General features: G+C 62.8%; 22 protein-coding genes, 1 pseudogene and 1 riboswitch. Of the genes and pseudogenes, 20 read left to right on the top strand and 3 right to left on the bottom strand.

Going from position 1 to position 23271, the window contains the following annotated elements; translation table 11 throughout:
* Positions 1-194: 194 nt before the first annotated feature.
* From rpsP to trmD, 4 genes are all read left to right on the top strand, one after another.
* Positions 195-608, top strand: a complete 414-nt coding sequence (rpsP, locus tag ABD687_RS03825) for a 30S ribosomal protein S16 (RefSeq protein WP_310287081.1) — start codon at positions 195-197, stop codon at positions 606-608.
* A 3-nt stretch (positions 609-611) separates the two neighbouring features.
* Complete coding sequence (locus ABD687_RS03820; protein WP_264269707.1) at positions 612-851, top strand: RNA-binding protein; 240 nt, start codon at positions 612-614, stop codon at positions 849-851.
* Between the two features lie 239 nt (positions 852-1090).
* Positions 1091-1636 carry a ribosome maturation factor RimM gene (rimM, locus tag ABD687_RS03815; RefSeq protein ID WP_302265985.1) on the top strand — a complete coding sequence of 182 codons (546 nt, stop codon included), beginning with the start codon at positions 1091-1093 and terminating at the stop codon, positions 1634-1636.
* 5 nt (positions 1637-1641) lie between these two features.
* The gene (trmD, locus tag ABD687_RS03810; RefSeq protein ID WP_310287084.1) at positions 1642-2448 is read left to right on the top strand and encodes a tRNA (guanosine(37)-N1)-methyltransferase TrmD; all 807 of its coding nucleotides are present in this window, start codon (positions 1642-1644) and stop codon (positions 2446-2448) included.
* A 22-nt stretch (positions 2449-2470) separates the two neighbouring features.
* On the opposite strand, the gene ABD687_RS03805 is transcribed toward trmD, so the two are convergent.
* Together ABD687_RS03805 and thiC are read right to left on the bottom strand one after the other, a co-directional pair.
* Positions 2471-3220, bottom strand: a complete 750-nt coding sequence (locus ABD687_RS03805) for an ankyrin repeat domain-containing protein (RefSeq protein WP_310287086.1) — start codon at positions 3218-3220, stop codon at positions 2471-2473.
* A 167-nt stretch (positions 3221-3387) separates the two neighbouring features.
* Positions 3388-5172 carry a phosphomethylpyrimidine synthase ThiC gene (gene thiC, locus ABD687_RS03800; protein WP_310293313.1) on the bottom strand — a complete coding sequence of 595 codons (1785 nt, stop codon included), beginning with the start codon at positions 5170-5172 and terminating at the stop codon, positions 3388-3390.
* Positions 5173-5184: 12 nt separating this feature from the next.
* Positions 5185-5292, bottom strand: a riboswitch (TPP riboswitch).
* A 526-nt stretch (positions 5293-5818) separates the two neighbouring features.
* On the opposite strand from thiC, the gene rplS reads away from it, so the two are divergent.
* The 13 genes from rplS (at position 5819) to ABD687_RS03735 (ending at position 20063) form a co-directional block, all read left to right on the top strand.
* Positions 5819-6178, top strand: a complete 360-nt coding sequence (rplS, locus tag ABD687_RS03795) for a 50S ribosomal protein L19 (RefSeq protein ID WP_264269703.1) — start codon at positions 5819-5821, stop codon at positions 6176-6178.
* A gap of 60 nt (positions 6179-6238) precedes the next feature.
* Entirely contained in the window at positions 6239-6928 is a 690-nt protein-coding gene (lepB, locus tag ABD687_RS03790; RefSeq protein ID WP_310287089.1) for a signal peptidase I, read from the top strand.
* A 1085-nt stretch (positions 6929-8013) separates the two neighbouring features.
* Positions 8014-10983 (top strand): LPXTG cell wall anchor domain-containing protein, encoded by a 2970-nt coding sequence (locus ABD687_RS03785; protein WP_310287092.1) that lies wholly within the window; start codon positions 8014-8016, stop codon positions 10981-10983.
* Positions 10984-11153: 170 nt separating this feature from the next.
* Positions 11154-11699 (top strand): hypothetical protein, encoded by a 546-nt coding sequence (locus ABD687_RS03780; RefSeq protein ID WP_310287093.1) that lies wholly within the window; start codon positions 11154-11156, stop codon positions 11697-11699.
* Between the two features lie 194 nt (positions 11700-11893).
* On the top strand, positions 11894-12610 hold the full coding sequence (lepB, locus tag ABD687_RS03775) for a signal peptidase I (RefSeq protein WP_310287095.1): 717 nt from the start codon (positions 11894-11896) through the stop codon (positions 12608-12610).
* Entirely contained in the window at positions 12607-13347 is a 741-nt protein-coding gene (locus ABD687_RS03770) for a ribonuclease HII (RefSeq protein ID WP_310287096.1), read from the top strand. Before lepB (ABD687_RS03775) ends, ABD687_RS03770 begins: the two co-directional genes overlap by 4 nt.
* Positions 13344-13664, top strand: a complete 321-nt coding sequence (locus tag ABD687_RS03765) for a DUF2469 domain-containing protein (RefSeq protein ID WP_217388199.1) — start codon at positions 13344-13346, stop codon at positions 13662-13664. Before ABD687_RS03770 ends, ABD687_RS03765 begins: the two co-directional genes overlap by 4 nt.
* A 121-nt stretch (positions 13665-13785) precedes the next feature.
* A complete protein-coding gene (locus ABD687_RS03760; RefSeq protein WP_310287100.1) occupies positions 13786-14220 on the top strand; it encodes a hypothetical protein in 435 nt (144 codons plus the stop codon).
* 297 nt (positions 14221-14517) lie between these two features.
* Positions 14518-15912 (top strand): SH3 domain-containing protein, encoded by a 1395-nt coding sequence (locus ABD687_RS03755; RefSeq protein ID WP_310287103.1) that lies wholly within the window; start codon positions 14518-14520, stop codon positions 15910-15912.
* 2 nt (positions 15913-15914) lie between these two features.
* On the top strand, positions 15915-16571 hold the full coding sequence (locus ABD687_RS03750) for a hypothetical protein (protein WP_310287105.1): 657 nt from the start codon (positions 15915-15917) through the stop codon (positions 16569-16571).
* 54 nt (positions 16572-16625) lie between these two features.
* Positions 16626-17594, top strand: coding sequence for a hypothetical protein (locus ABD687_RS03745; protein WP_310287108.1), 969 nt, complete (start codon positions 16626-16628; stop codon positions 17592-17594).
* Positions 17595-18156: 562 nt separating this feature from the next.
* Positions 18157-18516, top strand: a complete 360-nt coding sequence (locus ABD687_RS03740) for a YraN family protein (RefSeq protein WP_310287110.1) — start codon at positions 18157-18159, stop codon at positions 18514-18516.
* Positions 18513-20063 carry a YifB family Mg chelatase-like AAA ATPase gene (locus ABD687_RS03735; protein WP_310287112.1) on the top strand — a complete coding sequence of 517 codons (1551 nt, stop codon included), beginning with the start codon at positions 18513-18515 and terminating at the stop codon, positions 20061-20063. The genes ABD687_RS03740 and ABD687_RS03735 overlap by 4 nt, the downstream gene beginning before the upstream one ends.
* Positions 20064-20087: 24 nt before the next feature.
* Here ABD687_RS03735 and ABD687_RS03730 read toward each other — a convergent pair whose 3' ends face one another.
* Entirely contained in the window at positions 20088-20357 is a 270-nt protein-coding gene (locus tag ABD687_RS03730; protein WP_344761016.1) for an ABC transporter permease subunit, read from the bottom strand.
* Positions 20358-20715: 358 nt separating this feature from the next.
* On the opposite strand from ABD687_RS03730, the pseudogene ABD687_RS03725 reads away from it, so the two are divergent.
* From ABD687_RS03725 to ABD687_RS03715, 3 genes and pseudogenes are all read left to right on the top strand, one after another.
* Positions 20716-20975: pseudogene (locus tag ABD687_RS03725) on the top strand (ATP-binding protein); the annotation flags it as partial.
* A gap of 270 nt (positions 20976-21245) precedes the next feature.
* Positions 21246-22049 carry a hypothetical protein gene (locus tag ABD687_RS03720; protein ID WP_310287115.1) on the top strand — a complete coding sequence of 268 codons (804 nt, stop codon included), beginning with the start codon at positions 21246-21248 and terminating at the stop codon, positions 22047-22049.
* 189 nt (positions 22050-22238) lie between these two features.
* Complete coding sequence (locus ABD687_RS03715; protein ID WP_310287118.1) at positions 22239-23183, top strand: TIR domain-containing protein; 945 nt, start codon at positions 22239-22241, stop codon at positions 23181-23183.
* The last annotated feature ends 88 nt before the right edge of the window (positions 23184-23271 follow it).

Genomic DNA, 23271 nt, shown 5'->3' with positions numbered 1-23271 from the left:
ACACGGGTCTCTGGAAATGACGTGACATGTCCCGTCAGTCCAAAACTTTCTGGCATAATGGACAGGTACTCGATTTGATGTGGCCCCTCTCTCCGCGTTGAATCCTGTCCTTTTGAAGATCTGCGGTATGGCCCGCCCCACGGGTGCAGAAACAGGGATTCGCACATGTTGAGAAAACAGGAGTGACCACTACCGTGGCCGTTAAAATTCGTCTGAAGCGTTTCGGCAAGATTCGCGCCCCTTACTACCGTATCGTCGTCATGGATGCGCGCTCCAAGCGCGATGGCCGTGCGATTGAAGAAATCGGCAAGTACCACCCGACCGAAGAGCCTTCGTTCATCGAGGTCAAGTCCGACCGCGCGCAGTACTGGCTCTCCGTCGGCGCCCAGCCGACCGAGCAGGTTGCCGCGATCTTGAAGATCACCGGTGACTGGCAGAAGTTCAAGGGCATCGAAGGCCAGGAAGGCACCTTGCGCGTCAAGGAAGCCAAGCCGGCATTCGTTGTTCCGGAGAAGGGTTCGGTCATCCTGCCCGAGGCCATCACCAAGAAGGCCGAGAAGCCGGCTGCCGGGGCCGAGGTCGAGGCAGAAGCAACCGAGGCCGAGTAGCCAGTGCTCGTTGATGCGCTGGATCACCTGGTACGTGGCATCGTAGACACCCCGGAAGACGTACAGGTTGCGTTGAAGGGGAATCGTCGCGGTGACATTCTCGAGGTGCGTGTGCACCCCGAGGATCTCGGTCGGGTCATTGGCCGTCAAGGTCGCACCGCCAAGGCGCTGCGCACCGTGGTAGCCGCTCTGGCGGAGGAACCGATTCGTGTTGACGTAGTCGACACGGACCGTCGCCGGTAGCCAGCCTCACCACACAGCCTTGTCTGGCTTTGGTCCCACGATCCATGACGGATCGTGGGACCAAAGTGGTTTAAGCCCCGACGTGCAACGCAGCCGTCAGCGGCGAGGAGCCTGCAACCACCAAGTCGCACGTAAGATTGAACCTAGAAAAGTGTGTTCACGGGATGTAGGTCCCCTGAACGCACGCCCCTGCCGGCCAAGGCCGGCAAACCACCGATTTGTATTCAAGGAGAAAACGCATGCGCCTCCAGGTCGCCCGCATTGGCAAGCCGCACGGTATCCGCGGAGAGGTGACGGTGCAGGTCCTCACCGACGCACCCGAAGATCGTTTTGCCCCGGGTGCCGTCTTCGAGGTCGAGCACCCCACCGTCAAGAAGCTCACCGTCGAGGGTGCCCGCTGGAACAAGGAAATCCTGTTGCTGGCCTTCGAGGAGCTGCTTGACCGCAACACCGCGGAAACGATGCGTGGAGCCAAGCTGTTCATCGACACCGACGAGGTCGAGGACGATTCCGAGGGCTGGTACGAGCACGAGCTCGTGGACCTGGAAGCCCGCGTGGGGGAGAAGGTCGTCGGCAAGGTCACCGCGCTGCGCACCGGCAATGTCCAGGATTTGCTGGTTGTCGAATCCACCGAAGGCGACGAGATCTACGTCCCGTTCGTGGAGAGCATCGTGCCCGAGGTCAACATCGCCGGCGGCTACATCCTGATGACCCCGCCTGCCGGCCTGTTCGACATCAATCGCGAAGACGTCGCTGACACCAACGCACCGGCAGAGGAAGCCTAGGCCCGATGCGCATTGACGTTGTCTCGATTTTCCCGGAGTACCTCGCTGCCCTGGACCTGTCGCTGATCGGCAAGGCCAGGCGGGAAAAGGTGCTGGATTTGAACGTGCACGATCTGCGCGACCACACCCACGATCGCCACCGCACCGTGGACGACACCCCCTACGGCGGCGGTGCCGGCATGGTTATGAAGCCTGAACCCTGGGGCGCGGTCCTGGACAGGATCGCCACCGAGTCCCCGCTTTCCGCAACCTCCGGGAACAAGCCCATCTTGGTCGTCCCCTCGCCGGCCGGCGCGGTCTTCAACCAGGCCATGGCCTACGAGCTGGCCGAAGCCGAGCACCTGGCCTTTGCCTGCGGCCGATACGAGGGCATCGACGAGCGGGTCCTGGAACACGCCGCAGAGGCGTTCGACGTCCGCCCGGTTTCGATCGGTGACTACGTGCTCAACGGGGGAGAGGTGGCGGTCCTGGCCATGGTGGAGGCCATTGGCCGGCTGATTCCCGGCGTCATTGGAAACCCGGAGTCGCTGGTCGAGGAGTCGCACTCCGACGGATTGCTGGAGTACCCCGTGTACACCAAGCCCGGAACCTGGGAGGGCCGGGAGGTCCCCGAGGTGCTGCTCTCCGGCAACCACGGCAAGATCGCCCGCTTCCGCCGCAACAAGCAGCTTGAGCGCACCGCGTCCCGCCGCCCCGACTTGATCGTGCAGCTGGATCCCTCCACGCTGAACCGGCACGACCGCGACACCCTGTGGCACAGCGGCTTTGCCATATCCGAGGGCAAGATCATTCCGAAGGACGAGCTCGCCTAAGGCCCACGCGATTGTAGGCCGCCTAGCGCGGTGGTTCGGCACTTTCCAGGAGGCCGACCACCGCGCTTTGCCGTCCCCGGCGGGCATGCTCGAGCGCCGTGGTCCCATCGGAATCCGCAATGGAGACGTCCGCGCCGGCGTCGATGACCAGACGCACCACTTCCTGGTGTTCGGGACCACCTGTGCCCAAAATGACGGCCTCCAGAAGGCAGGTCCACCCAAGATCATTCACGTGGTCGACGGCGACCTTGGCGTCCAGGAGCAGCCTTACGGTTTCGACGTGGGCGTGTTCGCAGGCGGGAATCAGCGCGGTGCCGCCGTAGCGATTGGTGCTTCCCACATCCGCACCGTTTTCCAGCGTGAGTTTCAGGATGTCGTTGAGCCCCTCCGCCCCGGCATACAGGAATGCCGAATCCGAGATCTGATCCTTGGCATTCACGTCGGCCCCCCGACGGATCAGTTCCCGGGCCGCGTCCACTGCGTTGGCGCGGGTTGCGGAGACCAGCACCGGCCGGCCATCGGTGCCGCGGTAGTTGGCCGAAGCCCCGGCATCGAGCAGTCTTCGTACCTGCTCGGCGTCATTGGCCACCGCCGCCGCGACCAGGGATTCCTCCGGCGCCGTCACGTCGACGGTCCCGTTATCCGACGTGCTTGCCCGTGGCGTCGAAGATTCCCGGACGCCCGTCGTGGGGATGCTGCAGGCACCCAAACCAAGGATGGCGGCAACCAGCGCCCCTGTGATCAATGCGGAAGGTGAATGTCGGTTGGACATGGACCCATCCTAGTCCGGGACGACGCCGAGGTGAGTGGCCACGGGATTACGGAGTTCAACCCGCCACAATGAACGCGTCTTCCCCGCGTTGAACGCAGGGTGAACCCGGGGAAGACGCATCCGTTCGGGCAGGTTCCCGTTGGGGGGACTACATGGGGTCGGGGATGCTACGCCTTGCTCGGTACCTCGAGCTCGGGCAGATAGACCTTGCCTCCGGCGGCCAGGAATTCCTGGCTTTTTTCGCGCATCCCGCTGACCATTTCTGCGATGGCGGCCTGCGAATCGGCCGAACCGTATTCGTCCCGGATGTCCTGGCTGATGCGCATGGAGCAGAACTTCGGCCCGCACATGGAACAGAAGTGCGCGGTCTTGGCCGGTTCTGCAGGCAGCGTCTCGTCGTGGAACGACTCGGCCGTGACCGGGTCCAGCGACAGGGCGAACTGGTCGCGCCAGCGGAACTCGAAGCGCGCCTTGCTCAGCGCGTCGTCGCGTACGGATGCACCCGGGTGCCCCTTGGCCAGATCCGCGGCGTGGGCTGCGATCTTGTAGGTGATCACGCCGGTCTTCACGTCGTCCTTGTTGGGCAGCCCCAAGTGTTCCTTGGGCGTGACATAGCAGAGCATCGCGGTGCCGTAGCGGGCTATCTCCGTGGCGCCGATGGCGCTGGTGATGTGGTCATAACCGGGCGCAATGTCGGTGACCAACGGACCAAGCGTGTAGAACGGAGCGCCCTCGCACAGCTCCTGCTGGCGCTCCACGTTCTCCCGCACCAGGTGGAAGGGGATGTGCCCGGGGCCCTCGACCATGACCTGCACGTCGTACTTCCAGGCGCGCTTGGTCAGTTCGGCCAGGGTGTCCAGCTCGGCGAACTGCGCTGCGTCGTTGGCGTCGGCGATGGACCCCGGGCGCAGACCGTCACCCAGGGAAAACGCCACGTCGTACTTCGCGAAGATCTCGCACAGCTCGTCGAAGTGGGTGTAGAGGAAATTCTCCTGGTGGTGCGCCAGGCACCAGCCGGCCATGATGGCCCCGCCGCGCGAGACGATGCCGGTCACGCGGTTGGCCGACAGCGGCACATAGCGCAACAGCACGCCGGCGTGGACGGTCATGTAGTCGACGCCCTGTTCGCACTGCTCGATCACGGTGTCGCGGTAGATTTCCCAGGTCAGTGCGTTGGCCTCGCCGTTGACCTTTTCCAGTGCCTGGTAGATCGGGACGGTGCCGATGGGCACCGGGGCGTTGCGGATCAGCCATTCGCGGGTGGTGTGGATGTCATCGCCGGTGGACAGGTCCATCACGGTGTCGGCACCCCACTGGGTGGCCCACTGGAGCTTGTCCACCTCCTCGGCGATGGAGCTGGTGACCGCCGAGTTGCCGATATTGGCATTGATCTTCACCAGGAACGCCTTGCCGATGATCATTGGCTCGGACTCGGGGTGGTTGATGTTTGACGGGATGATGGCCCTGCCCGCAGCGACCTCGCTGCGCACCAGTTCCACGTCGCAGTTCTCGCGCAACGCCACAAAGCGCATTTCGGGGGTGATGATTCCCCGGCGGGCGTAGTGCATTTGGGTCACGCGTTTTCCGGGTTCCGCGCGCCGCGGCTGGTGCCGTGCTCCCTTCCATTCGGCCGATGCCGCTCCGCGGCGCAATGCAGACTTGCCGTCATCGAGCAGGTTCCGCTCCCGACCGCCATAGGCCTCGGTGTCCGAACGATCCGCGATCCACTCGCCGCGGAAGGGCGGCAAGCCCACGACCGGGTCACTGCCGGGACCGGCGGTGCGATACACCCGCAGCGGGGCGTTGGCCGTGCCTCCGGGGGACGGCTCCAAGGCGATTTCGGTGACCGGGACCCGGATCCCCGATTCTGCGTCCTCGAGATAAGCCAGGGAATGGGACTTCAGGGACTGGATTTCGGCTGCTTCCGAGGCGTTTTGGACAGGGCTGTGCATTGAAATGGTGTTGCTCAAGGAGTACTCACTTCCTTCGCCGGCATTACCCGGACAGGTTCAACGGTCTCTTGCTGCTTCAGCTCGATCTCAGCCCCTGCAAGGGCACCCGTGTGGTCGTAAGTGAAACTATCACAACATTCAATCCGGCATCGAGTGTGACCTTGCGCACCGGCGCGGTGGGCCCTGGTCCTTTACCGGGCCTCCGCGCTTCTGGGTCCGAAGTGCCGGCGATTACCCCTTCGGGGCCAACCCAGGTGGATTATCCGGCCTTCTGCGCGGTCAGCGGCAATATTTCCAGTGGAATCTAAATGAGCGGCACCGATTTGATGGGCACGATTCGGCCATGGTGCCGGCGTTCAAGGCGGAGACCCGAGGCCAATCGAGCTTTGACGGACCTGGCTGTAAGGAAGGAACATCGCAGCTTGCCCCGGAGTGTGGCAAAATGGATTCTTGGGTCTACTGGGTTCTGCTCCTGCCGCAGGGGGAACGAATCAACAGTCCGACCTACCGCCGATCCGCAAACGGATCGCGGTACCAAGCTCCGGACCGCCACATCTTTCCCTCGACGCCTTCGCGCTTCATGAGGGACAATTACGGTCCGTGTCTAAGGTAGATGACCTGCGGCGTCTGCCTAGGAGATGCATTCATGCGTATTCTCGACTCTGTCGACGCAGCCTCGCTGCGCAGCGATGTCCCGGACTTCCGCGCCGGTGACACCGTCAAGGTTCACGTCAACATCATCGAAGGCAAGAACTCCCGTGTCCAGGTATTCCAGGGCTTCGTCCTTGGTCGCCAGGGCGACGGCGTTCGCGAAACCTTCACCGTTCGCAAGGTCTCCTTCGGCGTCGGCGTAGAGCGTACCTTCCCGGTACACTCCCCGGTTCTGGATAAGGTCGAACTGGTAACCCGTGGCGACGTTCGCCGCGCGAAGCTGTTCTACATGCGCGATCGCCACGGCAAGGCTGCGAAGATCCGCGAAAAGCGCGACTTCCGGTCTGCCAAGTAGCCAGAAAAGCGAGAACCTCTATCCAAGCCATCCTTCGGATGGCCAGGATGGGGATCCATCGTGGATCAAACTACTGAATCGGAACGTTTTTCCGCTTCGACAAAGCGCCGGTCCCCTTCGAGGGGCTGGCGCTTTGCCGTAGGCGCGCTTGCTGCGGCGGCGGTGATCACCCTTGGCGTTCGCGCCACCGTCGTTGACTTCTTCTACATTGGATCCACTTCCATGGAATCCACGTTGAACCCGGGTGAGGGCTTGCTGGTGAACCGGCTTGCCTACAAGGACGCCGAGATCCAACGCGGAGATGTGGTCATCTTCGACGGCCGCGGCTCGTTCCTGCCCTACCAGCGTCCCACTGCCCTGGATTCACTGGCCTGGGCACTGCGCCTGGCCGGAGGAGATTCGGTCTATGTAAAGCGCGTCATCGGAGTCGGGGGCGACACCGTCAGCTGCTGCGGCCCGGATGGGCGCCTGAGCATCAACGGTGTCCCCGTGGACGAGCACTATGTCCATGTCGGGGACACACCGAGTGACGTGGAATTCGATGTGCACGTACCCGAGGGTCGTCTATGGGTCATGGGCGACCATCGCTCGGTATCCGAGGATTCGCGTGCGCTGATGGGCGCGCCAGGTGGCGGCATGATTGACACGGATCGTGTCATTGGCAAGGTGGCCGAAGTGGTGTGGCCACTGGAAAATAAGCGACCCATCGATGGCTCATCCGTATTGGGTGGACTACCCCTCGCCGAATAACCGAACACCACTCCCGCAACACGTAGTGACGGCCGGCAGCCGTCGACTGGCCGTCGGCATCCTGGCAAACCCTCCTTCCGCCCCACCTCCTCGGATGACCAGAATCCTCGGCTTCTCGATGCGCGGCACCAATCACGGAGACGATCAGTCGACTTAATGGGTGGACTCCCCGTGCGATCCGGGACGTACGGGAAGTCTGCGTGCCGGTCGAAACCACAGGCAAGGAACACCCGGAAGCGACCGTTGGTGTCGCATCGATGCGCTAGGCGGATATCGGCAAACATACCTGCCGAGTAAGAACACTTCGCGACTCCGTGTCCGATTGGACTACGAAAATAGCCAGGCATCCACCGCGCGAGGCCTGGCCGTGCTGGGCAAGCGAATGAATGCTTCGTTGGGTAAGCGCCGGCTACTTGACTGCCTGCGGGTCACTAGATATTTCCCCTGCCCACGGCACCCGCATTCTCGGGCAAGGAGCGTTGGAATAATCATGGCCGATCGGCCAAACCGTCTGGCTGGTGCGCGGTAGTCGGTGCTGCCTCGAGCTGGATGGCAACTTCGATTCCCGTCGCTTGGTTGGCGTCAATGCTTCGAGATTTCGGGGACATGGAACGGTGCCGTCCAGCAGGTTGGCCGCGTGCATGCGCTCGATTCCCTCAGCCTGTGTCCGGTGTCGAACTTCAAGTATTTCCATAAGGTTTCCACAATTTTCACATTGCGTGTGTCGATGTGAGCCGGCCAGCTTTACGGCCGTCAGCACAGAAAAATGCATGGATGCTGGGAAATATCCAAAAGTTACGAGGGGAGTCGACCGAATATTGTTCCGGGCGTGTCGCGCCCAGTGACGCCCGTCTCCGTCCTGCCTTGCCGCGGGATCATGCGGAAGTGCAACTGGGTGGTTGACGCATCAATTATTCGAAACGCTGGAGTTTTGGGGAGGCGCTGCTTGTTAGGCGATATGTACAGAGGTTAGGGTTTCATTTTGGTAACACTCATTGCTCGCGGTGTGCCCAATCGGATGTCCCATGACAGCCGCGGCGCACACAAAAGCGAGGTACCACACCTTGAATTGGGAGACCTCACATATGCACGAATCCTCACGTGCGCTATTGAAGCGCGGCAGCATTGCTGCCGCGACCACGGCGCTGGTGCTAGGGAGCAGCATCGCTACCGTACCGGCGATCGCCACGACTTCAGTCGCCCCGGAGCCTGCGTCAACGGAGACTTCGGCCGTCACGAGCGCTGAATCATCACAGGACCAGAGCCAGGCGGCGCTGCCAAGCGGCCTGGAAGCGGCCGTCGAACGCGACCTCGGCATCACGATTGATGAGTTCTACAAGAACGGCGAGCTGAGCTCGGTCGTCGAGTCGCTCTCGGAGGAATTGGGACAGTCGGAACTTGCCGCCGACTTTGCCATCGAAGAGAACAAAATCAAGGTCACCGTGGCCGCGTCATCTCTTGGGGCCGTCACCACGAAACTTGACGAACTGACCAAGGGCACGGACGTTGAATTGCGCATCGTGACAGCGCCCGAAGCCGAAGCCACGGTCGCGCCTAAAAAGGTCGAGACCAAGAAGGCACCGAAGACGAAGGACCCCAAGGCTGCTCCGTCCAAGCTCCCGGTTATTGAGAGCCCGAAGACCGAAGCCACGGCCAAGCCGGAGGTCGTGGCCAAGGCGATGCCCAAGAGCGCCGAGTCGCTGCTCGAGGCATACGTCCAAAGCGTTGACCCGAAGGCTGTTTCCCAGCTTCAAGCGGTCATGAAGACCGGATCAAACAGCTTTGTCATCCGTACCGGCGGAACCGCCGACGTGGAGGGCAAGAACGCATCCGAGACCCCCAAGGCCACGGCCCTGCGGTTCGGCGAGAAGATGACGCCGGAGGAATTCGCCCAGCAATACACCAAGGTCACCATCGAGAAGGCAGAAGGGCCGGCAAAGTCTGCGGCAGCCGGCGATGTGCTCGGCGGCATGGGCTACGGTGCCCGGACAACCGGCACGGCTATCGCGCTGTGCTCAATTGGCTTCAGCGGCTTCAACGCCGACGGTGGCGACGCAGCAATTTCGGCAGGGCACTGTGAGCAGGACGGTGACATCACCAAAGTCAATATCATGGAGCACACTGCACCGAACAAATTTGCGGGGATCGGCGCGCCCTTGGGAACCTTCGGATTCTCACAGTTCGGCGGGCCGGGAAATTCGCCGGTGACAGGCATCGACACTGCAACGAAGGTCGAGGACCTGGGCAATGTCGGGACCGACATCTCCGTCATCGACAACATCAACCCGGACCTAACTCTCAAATCCACGGTCACCGACTGGAAGGGTGCCGACGAGCGCGACTCCGGCACCAAGGTGACCGGAGTCGCCAGTGCCGTCATCGGCGCCGGAATCTGCAAGTCCGGACGCACCACCGGCTGGACCTGTGGCACCGTGGACGAGGTGGGCATCTTCCTGGTCGGCGGATACAACGGCGCAGACGACGTCCGCGGTGTTCGCGGCTTCGGCATGGCCAACGTGGGCTTGAAGAAAGCCAACGAGGGCGACTCCGGCGGATCGGCCATTTCCGGCGGCACAGCAGTAGGCGTCACGAGCGCGGTCTCGTCGAACGATGAAGGTCGTGCGTACTTCACCGACATCAAGGACGGGCTGAAGCACGCAAAGGGCTACTCCATTGCACTGTTCCTCAATGCCCCGGCGGTGGCCTCGCCCTCCAACGGTGCCGACGTCACGGCAGGCTCAACGATCTCCGGCACCGTGGCTGGCGCTCCCTCCGGATCGCACGTCCGGGTCGTCTCCGGCGGCAAGTTGGTCAAGAAGGCCACGGTCACCGCGGGCAAGTTCAGCTTCAAGGTTCCCGAGGACTTCGGCACGTACGACTTCACCCTGCAGACTGTCAACGGATTCAACAAGTCCGTCACCACTGCAGGATCGGTGAACGTCGTGATCGGTGCACCGGTCATCACCACCCCGAAGAACGACGCCACGCTCAACGCACCGGTGTCCACCATCTCGGGAACCGGCGTTGTCGGGGCCACGGTGACACTCGCCGGGGATGCCACGGGCACCGCAACAGTCGCCGCAGACGCCACGTGGAGCGTCAAGCTTCCCACCGCGCTGTCTTACGGCGAGTACGCCATTTCGGCCACCCAGGCCAAGGGCGGCGAAACCTCGAAGGCCACCACCAGTTCCTTCAAGGTCCAACTCGCCGCACCGGCCATCACCGGCCCGGCAAACGGTAAGACCTTCACCGAGGCACAGTCCGTGATTTCGGGAACCGGCGTTGCCGGCGCAACCGTCAAGTTGACCGGTGCCGTCACGCGCGAAGTTGTCGTGGGCAAGGATGGTGCCTGGAGCGTCGAGCTTCAAGAAGGCCTGTCCTACGGATCCCACAGCATCACCGCTGTGCAGAACGTCGGCGAGACCACGTCTACTTCGGTGAAGAGCGACTTCAAGGTCGTACCGGTGGCACCGTCGATCGATTCGCCGACCGATGGCCAGGAGTTCGCCTTCGACGAGGCCCCGAAGACCATCAGTGGTTTCGGCATCAACGGGGCCACGATCAAGGTGAGCCTTGACGGCACCGAACTGTCCTCCGCTGTTGCTGCCAACGGCAACGTCGCAGAAACCGCTGACGCGGCAAGCGGCGAACCCGAGGTTGCCGCGGTCGTGGTCAATGGCGCCTGGACCGTCATGGTCCCGGAGGACCTGGAAGCCGGCGACCACAAGGTCACGGCTGTACAGGTCATTGACGGGGTTGCCTCGGCGGCCATATCGAACACCTTCACCGTTGCCGCGGCACCGAAGCCGGAACCGACCGAAGAGCCAACCGCTTCGCCGGAACCCACGCAGGACTCCGAACCTTCCAAGGCTCCGGTCGTTCCGCAGGGCGAGATCAACGGCAATGACAGCGGCAACGGCGGCAACGGCGGCCTGGCCAACACCGGCGCGAACGCCGTCCTGCCAATTATTGCCGCAGGCGGTGCACTGATGGTTGCAGGCGGGTTCTTCATGCTCTTGCGCCGCAAGAACAACTCCGGGCTCCACAGTGCCTAACCACGTGGTCCTCGGCTAGCCGGGACTCGTGAGTGAGGGGGGCCTTCCGCGGAATTGCTAGTCATTCCGCGGAAGGCCCCTGCTTTTCCCACGCCTCATCCAGCCAACGCCCCGGAACCTCCATTAGACTCGTCCCACATCAGAAGGTGGTCACTCATTTGAACAACCCCATGGCACGAACCGCACTGGGCGGAGTCGCGCTGGCGGCGGTGCTCCTGCTTTCCGCCTGCGGCAGCGAGACCGGAAGCCCGACCTCCTCCAGCCCGACACCCCCGGCGACACTCAGCGCCACACCGAACGAGAGCCAGGATCCGGATTTGCTCCAACTCAACGAATCACTCAAGGAAACCCTGGGGGACAACTACTCCGAGGGTTGGATCGAGGGGAACAAACTGCACGTTGCAGTCATCGACCAGGCTTCCGCGGCCACCGTCACGGAGGCCGGTGCGGTGGCACACCTGGCGAAGCATTCGGCCGCCGAACTCGAGGCCGCCATCGGCAAGGTCATGTCCTGGCAGCGCGAACAGGGCGGGGACGTCGCCACTGCCATCCACCGCTACCTCCCGTCCGGACGCGACGGCTCCATTACACTCGCCGTCGACTCCGCCCAACTTGCGGGAATCGAGAAGGGGCTCAAAGATGGCAAGGTCACCGGAGACATCGAGCTGAAGTTTGTGGAATCCGACGGACCGGCAACCCCCGCCAGCTCCGGCTGACAACTCGCGCCCCCAGTGTTCGTGGTGCGCCTTTCGCCCGCCGCAGGCGCGCCACGAACTAACAAGATGCGGAACGCGACGTAGGGTTGTACCTGAGGGACCGTATTTGGGCTTCGGCAGTATTCCGGGGCAGACAGATCGGAAGCATCCCGCATTGATAGCGAAGACAGAAAATTGAAAGGGCCTTCACCCACGTGAGCCACGCCAGCGACGCAGCCGCAACACCCGATCGACCGCGGAAAAAGCGAAACCCCGTGTGGGCCGCCATCCGCGAAGTCCTGATCATCGTCGTGGTGGCCTTGGTGATATCACTGGTCGTCAAGACATTCTTCTTCCGCGCCTTCTACATCCCCTCCGGCTCCATGGAACAAACGCTGCAGGTCAACGACCGCATCTTCGCCAACCTCATGGCACCGGGCCCGTTCGAGCTCTCGCGCGGCGACGTTGTGGTGTTCCGCGACGAAGAGGGCTGGCTGCCCCCGATCCCTTCCCCGGAGAGCAACGCCGTCAGCGATTTCTTCACCTTCGTCGGACTGCTTCCGGACCCGTCCAGCCAACACCTGATCAAGCGGATCGTCGGCATGCCCGGAGACACCGTCGAGTGTTGCTCCGCCGACGGCAGACTGAGCATCAACGGCGTGGAAATCACCGAGCCTTACATCTACCCGGGTGACAACCCCTCGGACTCCGAGTTCACCAAGACCGTCCCGGAGGGCAAGATCTGGGTCATGGGCGACCACCGCGGTGCCTCCGCGGACTCCCGCTTCCACGAGGATTTGCAGGACGGCTTCGTCGACCTTTCAGCCGTCGAGGGACGGGCCGCGGTCATCTCCTGGCCGCTGGACCGCCTGGGCGGCATCTCCGGCGAGGACGAGGTCTTCGCCGGCGTCCCTGTGCCGGCGAACCAATGACATCGACTGCACCCACCCTGGAGCATGAACTGGCACTGGCCGCCGCGGGCGGCCACCGGTTCATCGGAGCTGCCGACGAGGTCGGCCGTGGTTCCCTGGCCGGACCCGTCTCCGTTGGTTATGTCGTGATCGACCCGGACGCTTCGCCGCAGCTGCCGGGGGTGCGCGACTCCAAGCTGCTCTCGGCGGCGCTGCGCCACGAATTGGTCCCGGCGATCAAGGACTGGGCAGCCTCCTGGGGCGTGGGCCACGCCAGCGCAGCGGAGATCGACGCGCTGGGACTGGTTCCTGCCCTGCGCCTGGCCGGGCTGCGGGCAGCCACCTTCGCGCATGGCGTCCAGGAAGCCGACGCGGTGCTGCTTGACGGAAACCTGGACTGGCTCTCGGCCACCGCACAGCCCACGCTGCTGGATTCCCTGGTTCCCGGTTTCGGAGCCACCCAGGACATCGACGGCCTACAGATTCCTGTGCACACCCTGATCAAGGGCGACTTGCTCGCGCTGTCCATCGCAGCAGCTTCCATCTTGGCCAAGGTCGAACGCGACGCGCTCATGGATGGTTACGATGTGAGCTACCCGGCGTACGGTTGGATACGAAACAAGGGGTATGGCACAGCCGCCCACCGCGCCGGCATCGCCGAGCACGGGGCGTGCGAATACCATCGGAAGACCTGGCAGCTGACACCCAAGGTGCCGGGAAAGAACATCGAGTCAGGGGGCGAGGGGAAAACACCATGAGTGCCGAAGACCTGGAGAACTACGAAGCGGAACTCGAGCTACAGCTCTACCGCGAATACAAGGACGTGGCGAACCTCTTTAATTACGTCGTGGAAACCGAGCGGCGTTTTTACCTGGCCAACAACGTTGACCTGAAGACCCGCTCGGCCGACGGCGAGGTCTTCTTCGACCTCACGCTCACCGACGCCTGGGTCTGGGACGTCTACCGCACCGGCCGCTTCGTGCAGTCGGTGCGCATCGTGACGTTCAAGGACGTGAACATCGAGGAACTGAACCGCGTCGATGACCTGTCCATCCCCAAGGAGGGGCTGAACTAGCCGCTGCCGCCACGATCGCCTTGTCCTGGCGGTCCCTGCCCCCGAAGCCATCCCGCCGTGCGCGGGGCGGATTCGGGGGCAGTCTTGTTTCCGGCTCCGGACCGCCGCCGCGGACTGCGACGTGCTCGCCCCCCAAGCCCGCCACGCAACTCCCGATTTCACCATCGAAGTCACGAACAGTGAAGTGGTGGACCACTGCGACCCCCGTGTCGGCATCGACAAGCTCAAGCCCACGCGCACGGCGTTCCTGGTCCTGGACATCACCGCAACCCTGGACGCCAACGTCTCAAAGAACGTCGGCGGAGACGGCGGCGAGCTGTACATGCCGTTGGTGGCGGAGACCTTCTCGGTGGCCGGCTCCAACGGGGCCCCGGACCGCAACGTCACATCGGAAACGGCCTGGGGCTGCTTCGATGACGCCGTGTTGTTGCCTCCGGTGGTCAACCCCGGCCAGAGCGTCACGGGCAAGTTGGTGCTTGACGTGGATGCCCTCACGGGACAGGTCACCTACGACCCCGAGAACAACGGCGGATGGTCGTGGCCGTACGGAGGCTAGCCCGGTCAGGACTGAGGGGCCGAGCCGCCCTTTGACCCGAGCTCGGGCGTGAACCTCTCGGCCACCAGGCCGAAGGTTCGATATCCAAAACGCCTTACTCGTCGACTTCGCCGGAGATTTCCCGGTGAAACCCGGATTTCGAACATTCTGACGCTATGATCAAGCGGAAGCATAAAAACTCGATTCGGCGTACGTATGGCGGATCAAGATCCTTCGCACGGGCCACCACCACGGCAGTGCGCAGCATCGAGTGGAACCAGGACCAATGGGGGGATCCGATTGCAGAAGAAGCGAATCATGACGGCGCTGGCACTTGCCGTCGCGGTGACAGGAAGCAGCACCGGCTTTGTGTTGCCGGCGATCGGTCAGGTACACGCTCCGGCAACGGGAGCGGCCGGGGCAGCGCCAACGGTCCTGGAGCCAAGAGCGGCTGCGGCAGGCATCGCCGCGAAAAAGCTTAACCTGAAGAAGGTGACCACCAATAACCTGAATCTGCGCCAGGCCAAGAGCACCCGGACGAGGGTACTGCTGACGGTCCCGAAGAACACCACCGTCACCGTCACCGAAACCAGCGGCACCTGGAGCAAGACAACCTATAGGGGCAAGACCGGGTGGGTGTCCTCCCGGTACCTCAAGAACGCGCCCGCCGCCCAGAAGACTGCGCCCAAGTCACAGTCGATCGCTCACCGCTACACCACCGGCTTCACCACCCTGCGAAAGAGTGCATCCACCAAGAGCCAGTCGTTGGGTTCCTACCAGCGCCGCGCCAAGGTCGAATTCCTCTCGGCCTCCGGGGCGTGGACCAAGGTCAAGGTTTCAGGCAAGACGGGCTTCATGGAATCCACCCGTCTTTCCAAGACCAATCCCGCCGTGGTCAACCGATGGTTGAAGTCCAAGCAGGTCGTTTACAAGAGCACCAACAACAAGTCCGCCAGGGTCGCCACGGTGGAGAAAAATGCCAAGGTCGAATGGCTGCGCACCGGCACCGGCTGGACCGCCATACGGACCGGGAAGGGCAATGGGTGGGTGCTGACCTCGGCCCTGGCCAACACCGCCATCAAGCCGACTGCCCCCAAAAAACCTACACCCAAGGCCAGCTACCGCTGGACAACGGCGAAGGTGAACATCCGCAAGGGCGCCGGCACTTCGCACAAGAGCCTTGGCTTGGTACCGGCCAACGAGCGAGTCACCTACCTCAAGACCGCCAACGGCTGGTCGAACATCAGGTCTTCCAAGGGCACCGGCTGGATTTCGAACAAGTACCTGGACAAGACCGGCCAGTACTCGTTCGCGGTCTACGGAACGTTGCGCAAGGGGCAATCGGCGTACTACATCCTCAAGGGGAAGACGTCCAGGGAAACCAAGACGACGATCGCCAGCCACAGCATGTATCTGCAGCCGAACAAGACTTGGCTCTCCTACGTCATCCCCAGCAAGAAGGCCTCCGACAAGGTGGTTGTCGAGCGGATGGACATCAAGCCGGCCAGCTACCGGGCCACCGTGGCCAACATGGACAAGTGGGAACGCTTCAACCCCAATAAGCCGCTAGCCGACCAGAACTACAACCGCGTGCTGGTCACCGACAAGGACGGCAAGAAGTCCTGGGCCTACCTGGGATCGAAGAAGATCGGCAAGTACCTGACCAAAAACGGAATCCGCGTAACTTCCGGCGACTATCTGAAGAGGTTCTGACCATGAAAAAGCAGGGCAAGATCGCCACCGGCGTCGTTTCAGGCGTTGCAGCCGTCGGCCTCGCGGCCTGGGGCATCGGGATGGCCGGTGCCGCCAACAGCACGGAGTGGGAGCTCCCCGGCGACCTCGTCGCGGGCCCCGCAATCGCCGAAGTCGATCCGTCCACCGGCTCCGAGGTGAAGACCGACAGGTTCGACAACGTCCAGAAAAAGGCGGGCGAAAAGGCCGGCCTGGTCGATGAAGAGACGAACAAGAACTATTTCACCATCGAGGTCACCAACACCCAGTTGCTGGGCCAGTGCACGTCACGCGTGGGGAACCAGACACTCAAGCCGATGCGCACCAAGTTCCTGGTCCTGGACGTCGAGGCGACCCTGGCAGCCTCCGTCTCCTCGAAGGTCGGTGGCGGGGCACAGGAGCTGTACATGCCGCTGGTCGCCGAGGCGTTCTCGGTGACCACCTCCAGCGGGTCCGCGGACCGCAACGTCACCTCGGAAACGGCCTGGGGCTGCTTCGATGATTCGGTGTTGCTGCCGCCGGTGGTCAACCCGGGCCAAAGCGTCAAGGGCAAGGTCGTCCTCGACGTGGATGCGCTAACCGGGAAGGTCGCCTACGACCCCGAGGACAACGGCGGCTGGTCCTGGCCCTACGGCGGCTAGTCCGGAACCAACTGCCCCAGCCCCGAGCCATGCACCAGAAAGAAATCCACGCAGATGACCGAGCAGCCAGGCAAGCCCGACCCCGAGGACCCAAACGGACCGGGGGATGCCCACGGGGAAGAACCCGAACCCGAGGACTTCGGGTTCCTCGCCGGTGGCCACTCTGAGGACAGCTCGCTGTCCTTCGAGTTCGGCGGCGTCGAGCACGATCCCGAGGTCGGAAAGCGCGCCTTCGACGCTTCCATCCCCGCCCTGAACGCGGCACTGCTGGACTACGCCCAGGCACTGGAGGACCGCCAGGGACGGATCTCAGATGCCCTGCGCCGGCCAGAGCTGGCACCGGAGCTGATCGCTGCCTCCCGGGGCGTCCATGTGGCGCTGGCCGAGCTCTTGGAGGCGCACCAGGTGTACACCGGCGAGGGCCTGCCTGAGGTGCCGGTGGATCGGTCCCTCCCGGACGAGGCCCCCGCCCCGGAAGAATGGGCGGCACTGCTCGCCGCCAACGAGTCCACCGAGGATGCCGACGACACGCATTGGCCACGCCCCACCGAGCTCGGTGCAACCGTGGTCCTGGACCGGGTGATCCACCAAACCCCCGCCGAGTTCGTACGGCTGGACACCGCGCAGGTCTTCGGCAACGGGTGGCTGCTGATGGTCGACTACGTCAACGTGCGCGGACCGCGCGAAGACGGGCTGATCTGGTTCCGCCGCAGCAACGAACAGCACGGAAACGTCGAGATCTCCCTGCAGCTGGGCAATGCGGCCACAGGCGCGCCGCAGCGTTGCTCTCCGCACCGGGCCGACGGGAACGTGGGCCCGCACTGCTACACGCTGAGCCACCAATTCTGGATCCATCCCGCACCGGAGGCCGAAGAGCTCACCGGGACCCTCACCGTTCACGACGCAATTGCCGCCGACGGCAGCACCGAACCCCTGGAGGTCCAGTTCCGGTTGGAGACCTCCGTGCTGCGTGGGGCAGCCGGCCGCATCCGCGCCTTCGGGCCCCGGGAGCCGGATATGTGAGTCCCGGGCGCTGGGTGCCGGGCACCTTCGCGGCCGGGCCCTTGGAACGGTGCGGTCAGGTAGAAACGATCACCACGCTGGCGCTGTCCGGTACCTTCGGCTGAGATTCCCACTGATGTCTTGTTCGGCGACGAACGCAGTTTCGGCGTGGCCGAACTCAGGAGCGATGCCTTGCGTCGCGGGAACGTCAGGTTTGCTGGCTGAACAAGACGATTCCCACCGGAGTGGATTTCGTACTTATGGAGGGATCAGCGGGAGGCTTCCTCGGCGGACTCTCTCCTGGCTACCGAGGGCTTGGTTAGGGCGGTCCGCAGGAACCTGTAGCTGAAGTAGATGGCACCTGGCTGTGGCCGATGCCTAGGATGAAGACGCATCTCCATCTGTGCCGCCCGGGCTACACGGCATGACGTCGCGCTCGCCGGAAGGGATTCGCGCTTATCCACACCTCTGTCCGGTTGGGCTTCGTTGCCGTGCCGAGGCGCGCACCCTTGACATCAGGCCGCTTCCGTTCAACCGTCTTCCGACGAGCGACGTGCGGCCCAGAACGGAGAGGAGTCTGCTGATGGGCCACAACCAGGAACTGGGCGCCGCGGGCGAGGAACTTGCCGCGACCTATCTCACCGGCGCCGGATACACGGTTCTGGAACGCAATTGGCGCTGCAACTTCGGCGAGCTGGACATCGTCGCTGAAACGGACGGCCAGGTCGTCGGGGTGGAGGTCAAGACGCGCAGCTCGATGGGCTTCGGGCACCCGGCCGAGGCGGTCAACCCGCAGAAGCTGCGCAGGCTCTCACGCCTGGTGCGGCGCTGGTGCGTGACCCACCGCCGCAATCCGCACACCGTGCGCGTGGACGTGGTGGCGATCCTCATGGCACCGGGACGCGAACCGGGCATAGAACACCTGATCGGGGTGGAATCGTGAGCCTGGCCCGCACCCTCGGCATCGGCCTGACCGGTCTCAATGGCCAGATCATCGAGGTGGAAGCCGACGTGGGCAACGGCATCCCCGCCTTCATCCTGCTGGGGCTGCCCGACGCGGCACTCAACGAATCGCGCGAGCGCATCCGCTCCGCGGCCCGCAACTCCGGCATCCCGCTGCCCAACCGCCGCCTCACGGTGAACCTGACGCCCGCGACGCTGCACAAGCGCGGCTCCGGATTCGACCTGGCGATCCTGCTGGCGGCGCTGGCCGCGGACCGGTCCATCGCCCCGGCCCCGGGCGTTGTCTACCTTGCCGAACTCGGGCTTGACGGATCGTTGCGTCCCGTTTCCGGGGTGCTTCCGGCCGTCATGGCGGCCGTGCGGGACGGCTACCCGAACGTCGTGGTCGCCACCGAGAACCAGGCAGAGGCGAAGCTGGTTGCCGGGGCCACGGTACGGTCCTACGCCCACCTGTCCCAGGTGCTTGCCGAATGCGGCGCCGATCCGCTGGATCTCCGGTACCGGGCGCGGCACGACTCGCCCTCACGGAAGAACGCCAGATGGTCGGCAACCCGCACACCGGCCATGGACCTCTCCGAGGTGGTGGGCCAGGCCCAGGGACGGTACGCGTTGGAGGTGGCAGCCGCCGGCGGCCACCACCTGCTCTTCACCGGGCCTCCCGGGGCCGGGAAGACCATGCTCGCCCAGCGCCTGCCCGGTTTGCTGCCGGACCTTGACGACGCCCAGGCGCTGGAAACCACGGCCGTGCATTCTTTGTCGTCCGGCGGGCGACCCATCAATTCCTTGTTGCGCCGCCCGCCCTTCGAATCCCCGCACCACAGCGCCTCCATGGTGGCGCTGATCGGCGGAGGCAGCGGCATCCCACGGCCCGGCGCCGCCTCGCGCGCGCATCGAGGCGTGCTTTTCCTGGACGAGGCACCGGAATTTTCGGCTACGGCCCTGGACGCGCTGCGCCAGCCGCTGGAATCCGGCGTGCTCACCCTGCACCGGGCATCCGGCACCGCCAGCTACCCGGCACGGTTCCAGCTCCTGCTGGCCGCCAACCCGTGTCCGTGCGGGCGGAACCTGGGTAAGGGCACCGACTGCACCTGTACCCCGATGCAGCGCCGCCGCTACCTGGCCAGGCTCTCGGGTCCGCTGCTGGACCGGATTGACATGCAGCTCTTCGTTCCGCAGCTCTCTGCCCGGGAACTGGCCGGGCGTGGAACCGGCGAATCCTCCGCCGTGGTCGCGGCGCGCGTGGGCGAGGCCCGTACGGCGGCACGTGATCGGCTCAAGCGCTGGGGTATTGGCACCAACGCGGAGGTCCCCGGGTCGATCCTGCGCAACGAGCTGCGCCTGCTGACGGCCACCTTGGCCGGACTGAACCGGGCCACGGAGTCGCTGCGGCTCAGTGCACGCGGCTACGACAGGGTGCTGCGCATCGCGTGGTCAATCGCCGACCTGAACTCCCACGCCTGCCCCACGTCGGACGACGTGGATGTGGCCATCCAGCTGCGCCAGCACGGCAAGGGCGACGTGGGATAGCCGCGTTCGCCGAGGAATGCCAACTTATCGGTCGATTGATCGACGGGCAGGGGACACTGCCTTGGCCAGCAGGGCCAGCAATCCGTCGAGCACCAGTGCGAGGCCGGTGACCAGCACGGCACCGACCAACACCTCGCCGTAGTCGAAGAGGGCCAGCCCGTCGAAGATGTAGCGGCCCAGCCCACCCAAGTTCACGTAGGCGGCGATCGTGGCCGTGGCCACGACCTGCAGGATCGCCCCGCGCATCCCGCCCAGGATTAGCGGCAGCGCCAGGGGAAGTTCGACCTGCAGGATGATCCGCGAGTCCTGGGCTGGAGTTGCCTACGCAGACTCGCCATGCACTGGCGGAGGAATAGTCGCAGGCCCTGGCAGTCGGAGTATCCGTCCTGCCCTCAGCGAGCATCAGGGTCGCCAGGCGCAGTCGGAGCTGGTTGCGCCACACGGGGTTGCCCATGCCGACTTCGTCGCGGAACAGGTGGGAGAGTATGCGCTCGCTCGCCCCGACCTGGCGGCCGAGCTCGGCCAGGCCGGGCAAGGCGGTGCGAGGATCCATTACGGGTCGGCCAGATTCGACGCGACATTGGCGTGCTGGCAGGGATCTGAAGCTCGCTTTTCGTTCGTTTACGAGCACATCACCAGACCGATACACACTCCTCCCCGGGCAGGGAAGACGATGCTCGCGCAGCTCCTGCCGGGGCTGCTCCTTGACCTTGACGACGCCCAGACGCTGGAAACCATTGCCGTTCACTCGCTGGCGGCCGAAGGGCGTCCCATCACCTCACTGTTGCGCAGGCCGCCCTTCGAATCCCCGCACCACAGGCGTCCATGGTGACGCTGATTCGCGGCGGCAGCGGCATCCCGCGGCCCGGTGCCGCCTCCCGTGCCCATCGGGGCGTCCTTTCCCTGGACGAGCAAGAGTACGCGAAACACCCTCAAGCGTCAGCGCCCCGAAAACAGGGGAATCATGGCCAAAAAAAGCCCCGGGATTGCTAGGTTTGCCAGATGAATGAGAGCCTTGTACGGAAGGCCTGGAACGCACTGGCGATAGAGGCTGCTGAGTTATGTGTCCCATGGTGGTGAGAAGATGAGCGCTGGTGATCGAGCCATTTATTAGGGATTGATCGAGGCAGTCAACCAGGCTGCTGACGGGCACGATCGTGTTAGCGAAATTGGGGGAGAAGGATGACACTTGTAGTTGGCCCACCATCAATTACGGACTGGATATCTGCTGCGGCCACGGTTCTGACATTAGGAGTCGCGGTATGGGCGTTGTTCTATGCGCGGGGCCAGGTAAGTGAATCGAAGAAGGCACGACGTCAACTCGATGACATCGAAAGGAAGAAGTCGGAACCAGCCGTAGTGGCATATATGGAACCAGCTGCTTCGCCGTTTATTCAAGAGATTGTAATCAAGAACTTTGGTCCGACGCCGGCCTATGACGTCAAGTTCGTTAGTGATCCAGCGATTCAACGAACGGGCGATGTGAATCGCGAGGAGGTCGATGATGTAGATATTCCCGCCGTGATTCCGTTTTTGGCCCCTGGGCAGGAATGGAGAACTATTTGGGATGTGAGCCATGAGCGGTCGAAGAACAAAATATTGGCAGACCGACACGAAGTCGAAGTGACGTTCAAGGGGTTGGAGGACGTCGAGCTAAGGAGTCGGGCGATCTTGGATTGGGCACCGCTGAAAACGAAGCGATTCATGGATACGCTCGGCGTTCATGATCTGGCTAAAGCCGTGAAGGACATGAGTACCCTTCAAAAGAAATGGAGTGAAACTCCCCGCGGACTCCAAGTTTGGGTCCGGTCGGGCGACGAAAAGGATGCGAAACGCAGAGACGCAGCACTCCGGTTCCGGGCGATCAACGAAACTCAGCGCGAAGAGTTAAAGCGCTCGTTTGAAGATACGTCTACACGCGATTCACAAGAAGAGCCGCCACCTCTTGAGCTTGACTCGGATCAACCTTCGCAGGAACACCGCTAGCCGCTGTCGATTTCTTCACGTATTTCTGTAGATTGAACATTGCATTCATTTACATTTAATTATATCAATTTGTACAGCTAGGTAAAGAGTAAAATGGTACTCCCCGCAACCTGCGCGTATTAAGGAGGCTTCTCTCAATGCTCTGTTGATAAGCTTGTTCGAGTATTCATCGCAAGCAGGGGGAGCATCTTGAAGGTCTTTATCAGTTGGTCAGGTAAGAAAAGTCATGCAGTGGCTGAAGTTTTGCATGAATGGTTGCCAACGGTCCTAAATTCCGTGGAGCCATGGATAAGCTCTGAAGGTCTCCGCGCTGGCTTGAAGTGGAACCAGCAACTGGAGAAAGAACTGAATGGCACGAGTTTCGGCATCATCGTCGCGACGCCTAGGAACCAGCACGCACAGTGGCTTAATTTTGAAGCCGGCGCTCTATCCAAGAAGGTTGGCGGGGCAGAATCCCGAGTCGCACCATTGCTCATCGATTTTAAGAAGGCCGTTGACCTGGTCGGCCCGCTGGCCAGCTACCAGGCAACGATGCCCACGCGCGCGGGTTTCCATGATCTGGTTTCCTCGATCAATGAAGCATTAGGCGACGACAGTAGAAGTGTTGAACTCCTGGATCGTGGTTTTAAAGTATGTTGGCCAGCGCTGGAATCGAAGTTGGTCGAAGTGAATGATAAGTATGAGGATGAGGCCGACCCCGTAGCGCTTCCGGACCCCGTAGCGCCGCGATCGCCCGAGGATATGTTGGCTGAGATACTCGAGACCATGCGCGACATGAACCGCTCAGACACGAGACTGAAGAACGCAATTGATGACCGGAGAATATCTTCGATCTCTCACACAATCAGTTCAGGAAAATCGCGTAAACGTGGTGGGTCGAGTACCGCAGTCGCTGAAGCTCTGGACTCTCTTGGCTACAGCTCGGTGGGGGTTGATCAGTCACTTGACGGAACGACCGTCATCTTCTTGCCGCAAAAGATGTCGGACGACGAAGAAGGAACTGTATTCGATTTCCTTAGCAGTCGCGATCTTGTTCCGGGTCCGGTCAGGTTTGAATACGTAGATCCTTCTGGTGTCTCAAATCAGCGATTCAGAGTTCCGGTGAAACCTGCGAGCAAAATCTCCTCTAGCTAGTGTTGAGTGTGGAAACTGAATCGTTCTTGGTAATTTTATTACAGCAATAGTATTGACAAAACAATGTGAAGTCTCATAATCATGCGCA

The organism is Paeniglutamicibacter sulfureus (assembly GCF_039535115.1).
GTDB lineage: Bacteria > Actinomycetota > Actinomycetes > Actinomycetales > Micrococcaceae > Paeniglutamicibacter > Paeniglutamicibacter sulfureus.
This window is presented reverse-complemented; position numbering and strand designations above follow the sequence as displayed.